This is a genomic window from Bacillus sp. PS196, assembly GCF_037963555.1.
Lineage (GTDB): Bacteria > Bacillota > Bacilli > Bacillales > Bacillaceae > Bacillus > Bacillus subtilis.
In genome coordinates, this window is sequence record NZ_CP150159.1 from 1,350,291 (window position 1) to 1,365,379 (window position 15,089).

Annotated in this window: 16 protein-coding genes; 13 read left to right on the forward strand and 3 right to left on the reverse strand. The window is 46.4% G+C overall.

Annotation, left to right across the window (positions count from 1 at the left end):
- Positions 1-14: 14 nt before the first annotated feature.
- The 8 genes from dppB (at position 15) to NST79_RS07230 (ending at position 8,606) form a co-directional block, all read left to right on the forward strand.
- A complete protein-coding gene (gene dppB / locus NST79_RS07195) occupies positions 15-941 on the forward strand; it encodes a dipeptide ABC transporter permease DppB (RefSeq protein ID WP_003245446.1) in 927 nt (308 codons plus the stop codon).
- Positions 942-946: 5 nt separating this feature from the next.
- Positions 947-1,909, forward strand: a complete 963-nt coding sequence (dppC, locus tag NST79_RS07200; protein ID WP_014476568.1) for a dipeptide ABC transporter permease DppC — start codon at positions 947-949, stop codon at positions 1,907-1,909.
- A gap of 4 nt (positions 1,910-1,913) precedes the next feature.
- On the forward strand, positions 1,914-2,921 hold the full coding sequence (gene dppD / locus NST79_RS07205; protein WP_015252254.1) for a dipeptide ABC transporter ATP-binding subunit DppD: 1,008 nt from the start codon (positions 1,914-1,916) through the stop codon (positions 2,919-2,921).
- Positions 2,922-2,923: 2 nt separating this feature from the next.
- Positions 2,924-4,573: a peptide ABC transporter substrate-binding protein gene (gene dppE, locus NST79_RS07210; protein ID WP_212059250.1), complete on the forward strand. Its 1,650-nt coding sequence runs from the start codon at positions 2,924-2,926 to the stop codon at positions 4,571-4,573.
- An 87-nt stretch (positions 4,574-4,660) separates the two neighbouring features.
- A complete protein-coding gene (locus NST79_RS07215; protein ID WP_212059193.1) occupies positions 4,661-5,620 on the forward strand; it encodes an LD-carboxypeptidase in 960 nt (319 codons plus the stop codon).
- Positions 5,617-6,717, forward strand: a complete 1,101-nt coding sequence (gene ykfB / locus NST79_RS07220) for a dipeptide epimerase (protein ID WP_212059196.1) — start codon at positions 5,617-5,619, stop codon at positions 6,715-6,717. The genes NST79_RS07215 and ykfB overlap by 4 nt, the downstream gene beginning before the upstream one ends.
- Entirely contained in the window at positions 6,714-7,604 is an 891-nt protein-coding gene (gene eepC / locus NST79_RS07225) for a gamma-D-glutamyl-L-lysine dipeptidyl-peptidase (RefSeq protein WP_041351222.1), read from the forward strand. Before ykfB ends, eepC begins: the two co-directional genes overlap by 4 nt.
- 12 nt (positions 7,605-7,616) lie before the next feature.
- Positions 7,617-8,606 carry an oligopeptide/dipeptide ABC transporter ATP-binding protein gene (locus tag NST79_RS07230; RefSeq protein WP_029317689.1) on the forward strand — a complete coding sequence of 330 codons (990 nt, stop codon included), beginning with the start codon at positions 7,617-7,619 and terminating at the stop codon, positions 8,604-8,606.
- A gap of 44 nt (positions 8,607-8,650) precedes the next feature.
- Here NST79_RS07230 and pgl read toward each other — a convergent pair whose 3' ends face one another.
- Together pgl and NST79_RS07240 are read right to left on the reverse strand one after the other, a co-directional pair.
- Positions 8,651-9,700, reverse strand: a complete 1,050-nt coding sequence (pgl, locus tag NST79_RS07235; RefSeq protein WP_038428841.1) for a 6-phosphogluconolactonase — start codon at positions 9,698-9,700, stop codon at positions 8,651-8,653.
- An 89-nt stretch (positions 9,701-9,789) separates the two neighbouring features.
- Positions 9,790-10,650 carry a dimethylarginine dimethylaminohydrolase family protein gene (locus NST79_RS07240; RefSeq protein WP_212059198.1) on the reverse strand — a complete coding sequence of 287 codons (861 nt, stop codon included), beginning with the start codon at positions 10,648-10,650 and terminating at the stop codon, positions 9,790-9,792.
- Between the two features lie 159 nt (positions 10,651-10,809).
- On the opposite strand from NST79_RS07240, the gene NST79_RS07245 reads away from it, so the two are divergent.
- The gene (locus tag NST79_RS07245) at positions 10,810-11,328 is read left to right on the forward strand and encodes an acyl-CoA thioesterase (RefSeq protein WP_003232595.1); all 519 of its coding nucleotides are present in this window, start codon (positions 10,810-10,812) and stop codon (positions 11,326-11,328) included.
- 238 nt (positions 11,329-11,566) lie between these two features.
- Positions 11,567-12,766 (forward strand): NO-inducible flavohemoprotein, encoded by a 1,200-nt coding sequence (gene hmpA / locus NST79_RS07250; RefSeq protein WP_003232593.1) that lies wholly within the window; start codon positions 11,567-11,569, stop codon positions 12,764-12,766.
- Positions 12,767-12,842: 76 nt separating this feature from the next.
- Here the strand turns inward: hmpA and NST79_RS07255 are convergent, their stop codons facing one another.
- Complete coding sequence (locus tag NST79_RS07255) at positions 12,843-13,067, reverse strand: hypothetical protein (protein ID WP_212059202.1); 225 nt, start codon at positions 13,065-13,067, stop codon at positions 12,843-12,845.
- Positions 13,068-13,211: 144 nt separating this feature from the next.
- Here NST79_RS07255 and NST79_RS07260 point away from each other — a divergent pair, with 144 nt between their 5' ends.
- The 3 genes from NST79_RS07260 to NST79_RS07270 all read left to right on the forward strand — a co-directional run bounded on the left by NST79_RS07260 (position 13,212) and on the right by NST79_RS07270 (position 15,071).
- Complete coding sequence (locus NST79_RS07260) at positions 13,212-13,943, forward strand: DUF421 domain-containing protein (RefSeq protein WP_015715759.1); 732 nt, start codon at positions 13,212-13,214, stop codon at positions 13,941-13,943.
- Positions 13,944-14,035: 92 nt separating this feature from the next.
- A complete protein-coding gene (locus NST79_RS07265; protein WP_212059203.1) occupies positions 14,036-14,563 on the forward strand; it encodes a DinB family protein in 528 nt (175 codons plus the stop codon).
- On the forward strand, positions 14,553-15,071 hold the full coding sequence (locus NST79_RS07270) for a GNAT family N-acetyltransferase (RefSeq protein WP_212059205.1): 519 nt from the start codon (positions 14,553-14,555) through the stop codon (positions 15,069-15,071). Before NST79_RS07265 ends, NST79_RS07270 begins: the two co-directional genes overlap by 11 nt.
- Positions 15,072-15,089: the final 18 nt, after the last annotated feature.

Sequence of the window (15,089 nt, forward strand, 5' to 3'; positions counted from 1 at the left end):
GGGTGTTTTAGGCTTTGGCGCGATACATGATAAAGCGTTTTTGGGCAATGGCAGCTACGATTTTGGTGATTACCACCCTGACTTTTGTTCTCATGAAGGTCATTCCCGGATCTCCTTTTAACGAGGAGAGAGGCACAAATGAAGCCGTTCAAAAAAATCTCGAAGCCTACTATCACTTAGACGATCCTCTCATTTTCCAATACATTTTCTACTTAAAATCCATCATTACATTCGATTTCGGACCTTCAATTAAAAAACCGTCGGACAGTGTAAATGATATGCTGGAACGCGGATTTCCCGTTTCCTTTGAGCTTGGGATGACAGCGATTGTCATTGCTGTGATTTCTGGGCTGGTGCTGGGCGTAATTGCTGCACTCCGCCGCAATGGCTTTTTGGACTACGCCGCGATGAGTCTTGCAGTACTTGGCATCTCCATCCCGAATTTTATTCTGGCAACATTGCTCATTCAGCAATTTGCTGTCAATCTCAAACTATTTCCTGCTGCGACATGGACGAGCCCGATTCATATGGTGCTTCCGACCGCAGCGCTTGCTGTAGGGCCAATGGCGATCATTGCCAGGCTGACACGGTCGAGCATGGTCGAAGTTCTGACACAGGATTATATCCGCACAGCAAAAGCAAAAGGGCTTTCTCCATTCAAAATTATCGTAAAACACGCACTCAGAAATGCACTCATGCCCGTCATTACCGTCCTGGGCACACTCGTCGCCAGCATCTTAACAGGAAGCTTTGTCATTGAAAAAATCTTTGCCATTCCGGGAATGGGAAAATATTTTGTTGAAAGCATTAATCAGCGGGACTATCCCGTGATTATGGGAACGACCGTTTTTTACAGCGTCATTCTGATTATCATGCTGTTTTTGGTCGATTTGGCCTACGGTCTCTTAGACCCGCGCATTAAACTGCATAAGAAAGGGTGAAGCGTGTGAATCTCCCTGTACAAACGGATGAACGCCAGCCAGAACAGCACAATCAGGTGCCTGATGAGTGGTTTGTCTCGAATCAGGAAAAAAATCGGGAAGCAGATTCGGTCAAGCGGCCGAGTTTGTCATACACGCAGGATGCCTGGAGGAGGCTGAAAAAAAATAAATTAGCGATGGCCGGACTCTTTATTCTTTTATTTCTTTTTGTCATGGCAGTTATCGGGCCCTTTTTATCGCCCCATAGTGTCGTACGCCAATCACTGACAGAACAAAATCTTCCGCCCTCAGCCGATCATTGGTTCGGCACCGATGAACTCGGCCGGGATGTGTTTACCCGAACATGGTATGGCGCGAGAATCTCGTTGTTTGTCGGCGTGATGGCAGCACTGATTGATTTTTTGATTGGTGTCATTTACGGAGGCGTTGCCGGCTATAAAGGCGGCAGGATTGACAGCATTATGATGAGGATTATCGAAGTGCTGTACGGACTGCCGTACCTGCTTGTTGTCATTTTGCTGATGGTGCTCATGGGACCGGGACTGGGCACGATTATTGTGGCGCTGACTGTGACCGGATGGGTCGGCATGGCGAGAATTGTAAGAGGCCAGGTGCTTCAGATTAAAAATTATGAATATGTACTCGCCTCGAAAACCTTTGGCGCGAAAACCTTTCGCATCATCCGGAAGAATTTGCTGCCGAATACTATGGGAGCGATCATCGTACAAATGACATTAACCGTACCTGCCGCCATATTCGCAGAATCATTTTTAAGCTTTCTCGGCCTCGGCATACAGGCTCCGTTTGCAAGTTGGGGCGTGATGGCGAATGACGGCCTGCCCACGATTTTATCTGGGCATTGGTGGCGCCTGTTTTTTCCGGCCTTTTTCATATCTCTGACGATGTACGCGTTTAATGTGCTGGGGGACGGATTGCAGGATGCGCTTGACCCTAAGCTGAGGAGGTAGCTGTATGGAAAAAGTTCTGTCAGTCCAAAATCTGCACGTGTCTTTTACGACTTACGGCGGGACGGTTCAGGCGGTCAGAGGGGTGAGCTTTGATTTGTATAAAGGAGAAACCTTTGCGATCGTCGGCGAATCCGGCTGCGGCAAAAGCGTTACCTCCCAAAGCATCATGGGCCTGCTTCCGCCTTATTCGGCGAAGGTGACAGACGGCAGCATTCTATTTAAAAACAAAGACCTTTGCCGTCTCTCTGACAAAGAAATGAGAGGTATAAGGGGAGCCGACATTTCTATGATTTTTCAAGACCCGATGACGGCGTTAAACCCTACGCTGACTGTCGGCGACCAGCTGGGGGAAGCGCTATTGCGCCACAAAAAAATGAGCAAAAAAGCGGCACGGAAAGAGGTGCTTTCCATGCTGTCATTGGTTGGTATTCCAGATCCCGAAGAGCGCCTAAAGCAATATCCCCACCAATTCAGCGGCGGCATGAGACAGCGGATTGTCATTGCGATGGCGCTGATTTGCGAGCCTGACATCTTAATTGCGGATGAACCGACCACCGCCCTGGATGTAACCATTCAGGCACAGATTTTAGAGCTGTTTAAAGAGATTCAGAGAAAAACGAATGTGTCCGTCATTCTGATTACACATGATTTAGGGGTCGTTGCCCAGGTAGCTGACAGAGTCGCAGTCATGTATGCCGGGAAAATGGCGGAAATCGGCACGAGAAAAGATATTTTTTATCAGCCGCAGCACCCTTATACAAAAGGCCTGCTGGGTTCTGTCCCGCGGCTGGATTTAGATGGCGCTGAGCTGATCCCAATCGACGGAACGCCGCCGGATTTATTTTCGCCTCCGCCGGGCTGCCCGTTTGCCGCCCGCTGTCCGAACAGGATGGTTGTGTGTGACAGGGTGTACCCGGGCCAGACGATCAGATCTGACTCGCACACCGTCAACTGCTGGCTGCAGGATCAACGAGCAGAGCATGCGGTGCTGTCAGGAGATGCGAAGGATTGAACATGAAAAGGGGGAAGAGGATGAAACGAGTGAAAAAGCTATGGGGCATGAGTCTTGCATTAGGACTTTCGTTTGCGCTGATGGGGTGCACAGCAAATGAACAGGCCGGAAAAGAAGGCAGTCATGATAAGGCAAAAACCAGCGGAGAAAAGGTGCTGTATGTAAATAATGAAAATGAACCGACTTCATTCGATCCGCCGATCGGCTTTAATAATGTGTCATGGCAGCCGTTAAATAACATCATGGAGGGGCTGACGCGTCTTGGCAAAGATCATGAGCCTGAGCCGGCAATGGCGGAGAAGTGGTCTGTTTCGAAAGATAATAAAACTTACACATTTACGATTCGGGAAAATGCGAAATGGACAAACGGAGATCCTGTAACAGCCGGAGACTTCGAATACGCGTGGAAGCGGATGCTTGATCCGAAAAAAGGCGCTTCATCAGCATTCCTAGGTTATTTTATTGAAGGCGGCGAAGCATATAACAGCGGGAAAGGGAAAAAAGACGATGTGAAGGTGACGGCAAAGGATGATCGAACCCTTGAAGTTACACTGGAAGCACCGCAAAAATATTTTCTGAGCGTTGTGTCCAATCCTGCGTATTTTCCGGTAAATGAAAAGGTCGATAAAGACAATCCAAAGTGGTTTGCTGAGGCGGATACATTTGTCGGAAACGGCCCGTTTAAGCTGACGGAATGGAAGCATGATGACAGCATCACTATGGAGAAAAGCGACACGTATTGGGATAAAGATACCGTGAAGCTTGATAAGGTGAAATGGGCGATGGTCAGTGACAGAAATACAGATTATCAGATGTTTCAATCAGGGGAACTTGATACCGCTTATGTCCCTGCAGAGTTAAGCGACCAGCTGATGGATCAGGATAACGTCAATATTGTTGACCAGGCGGGTCTCTATTTCTATCGATTTAATGTCAACATGGAGCCGTTTCAAAATGAAAACATCAGAAAAGCCTTTGCGATGGCTGTGGATCAAGAGGAAATTGTAAAGTACGTCACGAAAAATAATGAAAAACCGGCGCGCGCCTTTGTATCGCCTGGATTTACGCAGCCTGACGGCAAAGATTTCCGTGAAGCAGGCGGAGACTTGATCAAGCCTAACGAAAGCAAAGCGAAGCAGCTGCTCGAAAAGGGCATGAAGGAAGAAAACTATAATAAGCTTCCTACGATCACGCTTACTTACAGTACAAAGCCGGAGCATAAAAAGATTGCCGAAGCTATTCAGCAAAAATTGAAAAATAGCCTTGGAGTCGATGTAAAGCTGGCCAATATGGAATGGAACGTATTTTTAGAGGATCAAAAAGCGCTGAAATTCCAATTCTCTCAAAGCTCATTTTTGCCTGATTATGCAGACCCTATCAGTTTTCTGGAAGCCTTTCAAACGGGTAATTCGATGAACCGCACAGGCTGGGCCAATAAAGAATACGATCAGCTGATCAAACAGGCGAAAAATGAAGCCGATGAAAAAACACGGTTCTCTCTTATGCATCAAGCTGAAGAGCTGCTCATCAATGAAGCGCCGATCATTCCGGTTTATTTTTATAATCAGGTTCACCTGCAAAATGAACAAGTAAAGGGAATTGTCCGTCACCCTGTCGGCTATATCGATTTAAAATGGGCAGATAAAAACTGATGGCGGTGATTGAGGAAATACTGCTTCTTTATGCGAAGGAGCGGTATTTTTTCTCTTTCTTGCACGTATACGTAGGGTGCAGAGCAAATGAAAGGAGTGTTTTCGTTGAATTACAAGCCGAAAGCGCTGAAAAAGGGTGATACAGTCGGAGTGATCGCGCCCGCAAGTCCGCCGGATCAAAAAAAGCTTGACACCGCGCTATTATTTTTAGAAGAGCTCGGTCTTCAGGTGAAGTTGGGCAAGGCGCTGAAAAACCAGCACGGCTATTTAGCGGGACAGGATGATGAGCGGCTGGCGGATCTCCATGAGATGTTCAGAGACGAGGAGGTAAAAGCAGTGTTGTGCGCATGCGGGGGTTTTGGGACAGGACGTATCGCCGCGGGCATTGATTTCAGCTTGATCCGCAAACACCCTAAAATCTTTTGGGGATACAGCGATATTACGTTTTTACATACTGCCATTCATCAAAACACAGGTCTTGTCACTTTCCATGGCCCGATGCTCAGCACGGATATTGGCCTTGACGACGTTCACCCGCTGACAAAAGCGTCATATAAGCAGCTCTTCCAGGAGACGGAATTCACCTATACAGAAGAGCTTTCTCCGCTGACCGCGCTTGTTCCTGGAAAAGCGGAAGGCGAGCTTGTCGGGGGAAATCTGTCTTTGCTGACGTCTACACTGGGCACGCCATTTGAAATTGATACGAGAGGAAAGCTTCTGTTTATTGAAGATATTGACGAGGAGCCTTATCAAATCGACCGAATGCTGAATCAGTTGAAAATGGCGGGGAAGCTGACGGAGGCGGCGGGAATTCTAGTTTGTGATTTTCACAATTGTGTCCCGGTGAAGCGAGAGAAGTCTCTCTCGCTTGAGCAGGTGCTGGAAGACTATATTATTTCTGCGGGCAGGCCTGCTCTGAGAGGATTTAAAATCGGCCACTGCTCGCCAAGTATTGCCGTTCCGATTGGTGCGAAAGCTGCTATGAATACAGCAGAAAAAACAGTCGTAATAGAGGCGGGCGTTTCAGAAGGGGCGCTGAAGACATGAAAATCATTCGAATCGAAACAAGCCGAATCGCTGTCCCGCTGACAAAGCCGTTTAAAACTGCGCTTCGCACTGTGTATACGGCTGAATCAGTCATAGTAAGGATTACTTATGACAGCGGTGCAGTCGGATGGGGAGAAGCACCCCCGACGTTAGTGATTACAGGAGACTGCATGGATAGCATTGAAAGTGCCATTCACAATGTTTTAAAACCGGCATTGCTTGGAAAAAGCCTGTCCGGCTGTGAGGCCATACTGCACGACATCCAGCATCTTCTTACAGGAAATATGAGCGCGAAGGCTGCTGTAGAAATGGCGCTATACGACGGCTGGGCGCAGATGTGCGGGCTGCCGCTTTATCAAATGCTTGGCGGATATCGAGATACGCTGGAAACAGATTATACCGTCAGTGTCAACTCACCTGAAGAGATGGCAGCTGATGCCGAGAATTATCTCAAACAAGGCTTTCAAACGCTGAAAATAAAGGTCGGAAAAGATGATATTGCAACAGATATCGCCCGTATCCAGGAAATCAGAAAACGTGTCGGATCAGCTGTGAAACTGCGTTTAGACGCTAATCAGGGGTGGAGGCCGAAGGAAGCGGTAACTGCCATTCGGAAAATGGAGGATGCGGGTCTAGGCATTGAGCTTGTCGAGCAGCCTGTCCATAAAGATGATCTCGCTGGGCTTAAAAAGGTGACAGATGCAACAGATACGCCGATTATGGCTGATGAAAGTGTTTTTACACCGCGCCAGGCGTTCGAAGTTCTGCAAACCCGGAGCGCAGACTTGATCAATATTAAATTGATGAAAGCGGGCGGCATCAGCGGAGCAGAGAAAATTAATGCCATGGCGGAGGCCTGCGGGGTGGAGTGTATGGTCGGCAGCATGATCGAAACGAAGCTGGGCATTACGGCCGCGGCGCATTTTGCGGCAAGCAAGAGAAACATCACACGCTTTGATTTTGACGCGCCGTTGATGCTGAAAACAGATGTATTCAAAGGCGGCATAACATATAGCGGCAGCACGGTTTCGATGCCTGGCAAACCGGGCCTCGGAATCACCGGGACTGCGCTTTTGAAAGGGGAAAAAGAGCAATGATGCACACTGTCATATCAGCAGTGGCCAACATCTGGACAGCGCCTGTTTCACCGCGTCCGTCTGATCAATTCATGCTTCAACCGACTGTAATGATCAGAGACTGGCTGGAGCGCATGACGTATGATGAACGGCTTGGATTATGTACAGACAATGTAATCCAAACTCAGGTTCTCTTTGGCGAAAAGGTACTTGTGACAGCGGAACAGGAGGAATGGGTTTCTGTGATCGTGCCTAGCCAGCCATCCCGAAAGGATCCGCGCGGATACCCGGGCTGGATGAAAAAGAACCAGCTGGAAAAAACAAAGCCCATCCATACACAACACGATGTGATGATCAGCAAACCTGCTGCCTTTTTGTACAGAAGCAATGGGGAAAAGGAGATCGAATTAAGCTTTTTGACGGTTCTCCCCTTCATTGCAAAAGAAAACGGATATTTTAAGGTTTCGACTGTTTTGGGAGAAAGGTTTGTGAAGCAAAGTGATGCAGTGCCTGTCAGCCAACAGAAAGGGACTGCTGAAGACATCATTCAAACGGGTGCGTTTTTCCTTGGCCTTCCCTACCTGTGGGGAGGGATCAGCGGGTTTGGGTTTGATTGCTCCGGATTTATGTACAGTATATTTAAGGCGAATGGATACAGCATCCCCCGTGATGCGGGAGATCAGGCTAAGGCGGGGAAGGGTGTCCCGCTTGATGATATGAAAGCCGGTGACCTGCTGTTTTTTGCTTATGAGGAAGGAAAAGGAGCGATTCATCACGTCGGTCTGTATGTAGGCGGCGGGAAAATGCTTCATTCTCCAAAGACAGGAAAATCAATCGAAATCCTCACATTAAAAGAGACAATCTATGAAAAAGAACTTTGTGCGGTGCGCCGCTGTTTTTCAGAGTAAGGAGGGAGACAAATGACGCCACTGCCTTTGTTAGAGGTCAGCCAGCTGAAAATGCATTTTGACGCAGGGAAAAAGCGGACAGTCAAAGCCGTCGACGGGGTCACCTTTCAGATTCGTGAAGGAGAAACGTTCGGGCTAGTCGGGGAATCAGGGTGCGGGAAATCAACCTTGGGGAGAGTGCTGATGCGCCTTTATCAGCCGACAGAAGGAAGCGTGACATACCGCGGCACAAATCTTCATGCACTGAGTGAAAAAGAGCAGTTTGCCTTCAACCGCAAACTGCAGATGATTTTTCAGGACCCTTATGCTTCACTTAACCCGCGCATGACCGTTCGAGAAATTATTTTGGAGCCGATGGAGATTCACAATCTCTACAATACCCATAAAGCGCGGCTTCTCGTCGTGGACGAGCTGCTTGAGGCAGTTGGGCTTCACCCCGATTTTGGCAGCCGTTATCCGCATGAATTCAGCGGCGGGCAAAGGCAAAGAATCGGGATTGCGAGAGCACTGTCGCTGAATCCTGAATTTATCGTGGCGGACGAACCGATTTCTGCTCTTGATGTCTCTGTTCAAGCGCAGGTGGTTAACCTGCTGAAGCGGCTTCAAAAAGAGAAAGGGCTAACGTTTTTATTCATTGCCCATGATCTTTCGATGGTGAAGCATATCAGTGACAGGATCGGTGTTATGTACTTAGGACACATGATGGAAATTACAGAGAGCGGCACCTTGTATCGTGAACCGCTCCATCCCTATACAAAGGCGCTTTTGTCCTCGATTCCGATTCCGGATCCCGAATTGGAGGACAAGCGTGAGCGTATTCTCTTGAAAGGGGAGCTGCCGAGCCCAGTGAATCCGCCGAGCGGCTGCGTGTTTCGTACCCGTTGTCCTGAGGCGATGTCTGAATGTGGAGAATCTCGTCCCCAGCTTCAAGAAATCGAACCCGGCCGTTTTGTCGCTTGCCATTTGTATCGAAATGCTGAAACGAAGGAAAAAGTGAGATAAAAATAAAAAGAGTGGCTCCTTTTTACTTGAGCCACTCCATTTGATTATACTTGATGTAAAAACTTTACACAAACCGGGTAAGGGACAGAAACCGTTGATGGGAGGAGTGTCAATCGGCCGGTTTCTTTGTCTCTTTCAAACAAGACAAGGTTGCCTGTTTCTTCATTTGAAGCAACGAGGAACTCTTCCGTTGGGTCAAATACAAAGTCACGAGGCCAGTTTCCTTCTGTCGACACTCTTTCTACGAAAGCCAGCTCTCCTGAATATTGATTCACTTCAAATACGGCGATACTGTCATGGCCGCGGTTTGCGACATAAACAAAACGTCCGTCCTGCGTGACATGTATTGCGCTTCCCTGGCTGTTATCTGTAAAATCATCAGGGATGGCAGAAACGACTTGGATTTCTCTAAATTCGCCGGCTGTCGGGTTGTATTCAAGCGCAATCACTTCATTGCTTAATTCTGTCATGACATAAGCGTATTTTTCTTTCGGATGAAAAGCGATATGGCGAGGTCCTGCACCGGGAGCGAAGGAATGGCTTCCGGATTCAGTCAACACACCGTCTTTCAGCTTATAGGTGTAGAGCTTATCTATACCTAAATCAACCGCTACCACATAATTGTGTTCAGGTGTGAACCCCGCGTAGTGTGTATGCGGTTTTTCTTGTCTTTCGTGCGGCCCTTTTCCTGTGTGAGCGGCCTCTGAAACAGGTGATTGCAAGCTGCCGTCTTCCTGAACCGGAAAAACGTGTACCTTCCCGCTGTGATAATTGGCAGTCAGTACGAATTGATTTTGATCATCAACGCTTACGTGGCATGGCGAAGGGCCATCAATTAACTGATGATTCAGAAATGTCAATTCGCCGCTGTTTTTATCGATTTGATAGGCAGCAACTCCGCCTTGGCCGTCTGCTTTTTCGATGGAGTAAAGGATGGTGTTGTTTTTATTCGGCGCCACATATGTCGGGTTGCCCAGCTTAGCGGCCAGCTTTGGCTCGCTCAGTGCTTTTTTCTCAGTATCAAGCTCAAATGAATAAATTCCTTCGCTTCCGCCTTTTGTATATGTTCCCACATATCCTATGTATTTTGTCATGCGATTTCCCCCTTAAAAATGATGTCACCTCTATATTAACGTATCTTGCTAAAATAAGCTGTTCAAAACATGAAAAAGGGGAAGATTCTTCAATCGCCTCGAATCAGCGGCATTGTGCAGCACCTGAAGGAGCCGCCTGATTTAATAATTTCTGACAGGTCAATTTCGATAATGTGATAGCCTCTTTTCGATAGCTGTTGATTGACATGGCGGTTGCCAGGGAGACTGATGATCGTTTTTTTTCCGATTGAAAGGACGTTGGTGCCAAGCGTAAATTGTTCGTCCTCGGGCACCTCAATAAGATCATAACGTTTTGCCAGCATATCGGCTGCATCTGGCTCAATGGCCTGTGGATAAATTAACGCTTCGCTTTCAGATACAATGTTAAATACGCAGTCCAAATGCAAAAATTTTTCATGAAGCTTCACTGGAACGATCGTATATTCAGGAAGTGCCTCTTCCAGCTGGCCGATAGCTGAAATGTCGGTGCGCTGGCTGATTCCGACATAAACAATGTCATCATCGATTATGACGTCTCCGCCTTCAATACTCGTATCAAGCATGCGGGTGTAAGAGATACCTTGGCTGTGAAAAAAATCTTTTATAACGGCTTCTTCTCCTTGGCGAATCGGTTCAGTCATGCTTGACAGAAAGGCTTTTTCTCCGATGACAAATCCTATGTCCCTAGTAAAAACCTGCTCTGGTAGCCCGTCGCGAACGGGCAAAAGGACGACCTCAACGTTGTGTGACCTAAGTGCCTCCACTAAGCGGCTGTGCTGGTCGTTAGCGGTTTTTACATGAATATTGTCATCTTCAAAATGTTTTTGTGTTTCGTTTATAACATCTTTTATGGTCATGTGCTCAGGTTTGCATAAGATCACTTTTTGAAGTGTGCCGTATTCCGTTCGGCATACCGTTTTGTGCTGAGATTTCGGGATGGATACGTCCATTTGTTTTTCCTCCTAAAGTGTGAAGAATACATTTATTATTCCCTCATCATGAAAATCATTAAACCATTTTAAATTTTAGACAAATGGAAGAGAATATTGTTTAATAGGAGAATATAAGTGCATTTAGCTAAAAGATCAGACATCAAAGGGGAGAAAGGTATGGAAACACCGGAAACAAGATTTTGTAAAGAGTCAAAGGTTGTGAAAACCAGCAGGGTGTTCCCGCTTGACACGAACAACCATAATACGCTGTTTGGCGGAAAATTAATGAGCTACATAGACGACATTGCCTCTATTTCAGCGGCGCGCCATTGCAGACGTGAAACGGTAACAGCTTCAATGGATTCTGTAGATTTTTTAAAGCCGATCGGGCAAAAGGATTCTGTCTGCCTAGAGTCATATGTGACATGGGTCGGCACATCTTCCATGGAAGTATTTGTGAAAGTTATTAAGGAGCATTTGATGACTGGCGAACGGGAACTCGCTGCCACATCCTTTTTGACATTTGTCGCATTAGATTCAAATGGCAAGCCGGTGCCTGTACCGAGGGTTGTACCGGAAACAGAAGAAGAAATCATGCTGCATAATACAGCTGTACAGCGTGCTAATGAACGTAAGAACCGCAAGAAACACAGCCAGGCGCTTGCAAATGCGCTCGGAACTGATAAGCCTTGGTGAACGTTAAACCCAAAACATAAGTTGTTTTGGGTTTTTTTGTACTTTTCAATGGTGATTATTACAATGGTTAGTCCGTTTTTGCTAGGGGATTCTATAAAAAAGCAACAAATGTCATGTTAAATTGATAATTTTGTGACAACTTTATTAAAGATTCATTTTAGATATATCTTTTATTCGTAAGATCATGTATTTTAAAGATATATTTTAAATACATCTTTTCGAAAGGATTGTTTATAAAATGTTAGATAACAAAACAATCGAAATTATTAAAAGCACTGTACCCGTATTGCAACAGCATGGAGAAACAATCACTGGCCGTTTTTACGATCGGATGTTTCAAGACCATCCAGAGCTTTTGAACATTTTTAATCAAACAAACCAAAAGAAAAAAACACAGCGAACTGCACTGGCAAATGCCGTTATTGCAGCTGCGGCAAACATTGACCAATTAGGAAACATCATTCCGGTTGTCAAACAAATCGGCCACAAGCACCGCAGTATCGGAATTAAGCCTGAGCACTACCCAATCGTCGGTAAATATTTGCTGATTGCGATTAAAGATGTATTGGGAGACGCTGCAACTCCTGACATTATGCAGGCATGGGAAAAAGCGTACGGAGTCATTGCTGACGCGTTCATCGGAATTGAAAAAGACATGTATGAACAGGCTGAAGAGCAAGCCGGCGGCTGGAAGGAGTATAAGCCATTCGTTATCGCAAAAAAAGAGCGGGAAAGCAAAGAAATTACATCCTTCTATTTGAAACCGGAAGACGGCAAGCCGTTACCTGAATTCCAAGCAGGGCAATATATCAGCATCAAAGTGCGGATTCCTGATTCTGAATATACGCATATCCGCCAGTACAGCCTGTCTGATATGCCGGGAAAAGACTATTATCGAATTTCAGTGAAGAAAGATGGTGTCGTGTCTTCCTACTTACACGATGGGCTGCAGGAGGGAGATTCAATAGAGATCAGCGCACCGGCAGGGGACTTTGTTTTAGATCATGCATCACAAAAAGATCTCGTTTTGATCAGTGCCGGAGTTGGCATTACACCAATGATCAGCATGCTGAAAACATCTGTTTCCAAACAGCCTGAACGGCAAATTCTGTTCATTCATGCGGCGAAAAACAGTGAATATCATGCATTGCGCCATGAAGTAGAAGAAGCAGCAAAACATTCTGCTGTTAAAACAGCATTTGTGTATCGCGAGCCGACAGAGGAAGACCGTGCAGGTGATCTGCATTTTCATGAAGGACAGATTGATCAGCAATTCCTCAAAGAACTGATTGCCAACACAGATGCGGATTACTATATTTGCGGTTCACCGTCGTTTATTACGGCAATGCATAAGCTTGTATCAGAGCTCGGATCAGCGCCGGAGTCTATCCATTACGAGCTATTCGGCCCGCAATTAAGTTTGGCGCAGTCCGTTTGAACACATACATGAAACTCTTCTCCTTTCAGAGAAGAGTTTTTTATTGAGATATAAGAAGGCAGACAAGCGCCGGTTTCTACATCCGGACAATCACAGACCCGCCGCCATTTGTGCATACACGGTTTTGCTGTTCTTGCATTGTTCTCAGCAATTCATTGTTTACCTCAATCGCTCTAATTAGTTGCTCCATCCTTAGCTCCAAACCGGCCAGCCTGTCGATTGTTTGCTGCTGGTAGCTCTCGGATTGGGGAGCCAATGGCAGATCAAAGGGCCAAAGGGTATTCGACTTCTGATTTTTCATATTGCGTATTGCGCCTCCAATCGGTGTCACTTTCTATTATGTTATGTTCAGGCGATATGCACGTTCGCCTAGACACTGATGCATAGAGGGCCTGCCACGGGGCACAATAGGCTCAATATGACCAGCGGATGGAGGTAAAGATCGGTGTTATGGATGGTATGGGTATTTTTACTGAAGCCAGTTATCGTATTTTCGATTGCATATATTTTGTTTCGGCTTGCCGGTAAAAAAGCTGTGTCACAAATGAACAATTTTGACCTGCTTTTGACCTTCGCAATCGGAACCATTATCAGTGAGCCGATCCTTACATCCAAGCTGCCGATGTCAATTTATTATGCGGGTGCTTTTTTGGTGCTTTATCTTATCATGAGCAAGCTCTCTTTATCTAATAAATGGCGATGGCTCCTAGTCGTGAGCCCGACTGTCCTAATCCGAAACGGGGATATTGATGAACGCGGCCTTCGTAAAGAAAGGCTGACTGTTAATGAGCTGCTTGGAAAGCTGAGGGAAAAGGGCTATGCCGACCCGGCTGACATTGATCTTGCTATCATTGAAGAAACGGGAGAAGTAAGCGTCATCCCGAAAGAGGAAGCGAGAGCGGTGCAGGTGCGGGATTTGAATATGGAAGCTGAACGGAATTTTATCCCGATTCCGCTCATACTGGATGGCGAAATCCTTGATCATAATTTGAAATATCTCCAAAAAAACCGATCCTGGCTGTTTGAGAAGCTTGAGGAAAAAGGGTACAGCCCCAAACTGCTGTCTTCGATTACCCTTGGCACGATGAATGCACGCGGTGATATATCCCTTGATTTAAATACCGCTAATGAACCGCAGCATGATCCTTACTTATATAAACCGGGAAATAACAATTAAGATGGCTCTCTCTTGTAATGAGAGCTTTTTTTCTTTTTTAAAGGGAATTTTTGTTTGGTGTCAAATGTACCTAGTTAGGAGGGGAACTGAACATGAAGGACTTATCCATAAGAAACGACATGGCGCCAACGGTCAGTTTGCTGTATTCCGCAGTGGAAGAAAACAGTCTCCGTCTGGCTTCTATCGTAAGCCATATGACACACAGTGAACTTTACTATAAGGGGCGCTGCCACACAAAAAACAGCACGGCTCAGCTTTTGCACCATATCACAAATGTTGATATCAGATGGGTCTGGCGTATCAAGGAAAATCGGATACCGAACCATATTGAACAGGCATACGGCCCGATGACAGATGAAAGCGGACGGCTGCCTGAACCGGTAAATCAGCCAGACTTAGATGAACTCCTGAAAAGACATCAGCATGTAGTAGACGAGCTGAAATCGGTATGCTTCACTTTAACTGAAAATGCTTTGAACCAGCCGCTTTCTTTCGAAGGTGACACCGCGACGATACGATGGGGAATTTGGCATATGGCAGATCATAACCGCTATCATCAGGCACATATTGAAGCTCTCAAAAAAGAATGGAAGCAGGATGTGGCGAAGTATGAACGCTAAAACGAAGCTTGTGACTGATCGAATTCGTTTGCGCTGTATGGAAGATCGGGATCAAGCCAATTTGTTTGGGCTGCTTTTTAATGATCCTGACGTCATGACATATTATTCCGGTTTAAAAGATAAGAGGCAAACCCGCGAGTGGGTCAATTGGAACCAACGAAATGAAAAAGGGTACGGCGTTAGTCTGTGGATCGCCGAAGATAAGCTGACAGGGGAGTTTTTGGGGCAATGCGGCATCGTTCCCCAGCAGATCGAAAATCAAACCGTAATGGAAATTGGCTATATGTTTGCCCGCCGCCACTGGGGGAACGGCTATGCGCAAGAAGCGGCTCGGGCCTGTCTGGACTATGGCTTTAACGTGCGGCAGCTCGGCAAAATGACGGCTTTGATTGATCCGGGTAACAAAGCGTCCATACGGGTAGCGGAGAAAATCGGCATGCATTACAGCAAAACGATCAGAAAATGGAATAAACCGATCGCGGTATATGAAAGAAAATCTTACAATTGAAAGATAGAGCTCAGTTTA